This is a genomic window from Aeromonas sp. Y289-2, assembly GCF_027705925.1.
Classification (GTDB): Bacteria; Pseudomonadota; Gammaproteobacteria; order Enterobacterales; family Aeromonadaceae; genus Aeromonas; species Aeromonas veronii.
In genome coordinates this window covers 1-1,321 of the sequence record NZ_JAPDCH010000044.1, presented here as the reverse complement: position 1 = coordinate 1,321, position 1,321 = coordinate 1, and the positions used below count along the sequence as shown (strand labels likewise).

Below are 1,321 nucleotides of genomic sequence, written 5' to 3'. Positions count from 1 at the left end.
CTCGATGAGGATATCGAGGGCGGTGAGGTGGGTTTTGCCTGGGGTCTGGTTCATAGCTGACCTCTTTCGGCCATCGAGACTAAGCCCTCAGCACCGACCACCAGATGGTCAAGCAATCGCACATCGACCAGCGCCAAGGCTTCTTTGAGGGCCTGGGTAAAGACCCTGTCAGATTGACTGGGTTCCGGGTCACCGCTGGGGTGATTGTGCACCGCGATGATGGCCCCACTGTTGAGCAGTATGGCCCGCTTGACCACTTCCCGTGGGTAGATACTGGCGCTGTCCAAGGTGCCGCGAAACAGCTCCTCAAAGGCCAGTACACGATGTTGGGAGTCGAGGAACAGTGCACCAAACACTTCGTGCTCCCGGTCCTGCAGCAGGGTCTGCAGCCGCTCAGCGGCCTCTGTGGTACTGGTGATGGCGGAGCCTTTGGCAAGACGCTTGCGAGCAATCTGATTGGCGATACGCAACAGGTCTTGCTCGGTCACGGGTTCGGTGACGACATAGGTGCCGGGGCATTCCCCGGCTTTGAGTTTGTGGTAACGCATGTGGGGTTCTCCAAATAAACAAAACCCCGGCACACATAAAGCATGTCAGGGTTAAAGGTAGAGCGGTTGTTGGTTCACTGTGAGGGGTGTTCAGTTGGCCTTGGTGGCGGCTTCTGCTCCTGTTCCGGCTGTAGGGGCGCGCTTCACCGGCATCAGCGGTCCGGGGACCAGTACGTTGAGTAGGATAGCGAGCGCAACGCTCAGCCGTTCCGCCAGTTGGTAGGCCGGTCCTATGGTGTCGTAGTCAGCTACCTAGGTGGCCAGCGCCAACCCACTGCCCTCCACAGCCCGCAGGTAGACGCTGTAGTCCTGCACGGTCAGGCCACTGTCACGCACCACCTGAGTTTCCCCCTCTCGATTGATGGCTTCCAGCTCAACGGCTATCGGTTGTTTGGACATCGTGTGTCTCCTCTTGCGGTAAGGGGTCACTCTCCACGCGATAACCGTGATTAGTGCAGGTACGCTGCAGGTCAGCCAGGAAACTTGCCAACACACGGGGTTGCTCGGTGAGAGAAACCGGTCCTGCCTGGCTACGCCAGAAACAGCGGCGCGTGAGATCCACACATATTTCATCTATCGGCCGGCTCATCGTGCGCCAATCCTCGGCATTGGTGAGGGAGAGCAGTTGCCACTGCACCCCAGACCAGCGCAGGTGCAGCGTAACGGTGCGGGCATGGGGGCTATCAGGAGTGAGGTGTAGTAACCAGCGCTGGCCACGGTGGCGCGGTTGTATCTTGGCCTTGGCGGCGACCAGTCCCAGCCACTGGCGCGAG

3 protein-coding genes are annotated in these 1,321 nt (G+C 59.7%); all 3 read right to left on the bottom strand.

What is annotated here, in order from left to right; genetic code table 11:
- Positions 1–50: 50 nt before the first annotated feature.
- Positions 51–548 carry a RadC family protein gene (gene radC / locus OKC43_RS21630; protein ID WP_042045083.1) on the bottom strand — a complete coding sequence of 166 codons (498 nt, stop codon included), beginning with the start codon at positions 546–548 and terminating at the stop codon, positions 51–53.
- Between the two features lie 252 nt (positions 549–800).
- Positions 801–947: a hypothetical protein gene (locus OKC43_RS21625; RefSeq protein WP_225159555.1), complete on the bottom strand. Its 147-nt coding sequence runs from the start codon at positions 945–947 to the stop codon at positions 801–803.
- Positions 922–1,321, bottom strand: a 400-nt coding sequence (locus OKC43_RS21620) for a hypothetical protein (RefSeq protein WP_270804120.1), incomplete at its 5' end; no start/stop codon positions are given. The genes OKC43_RS21625 and OKC43_RS21620, both read right to left, overlap by 26 nt.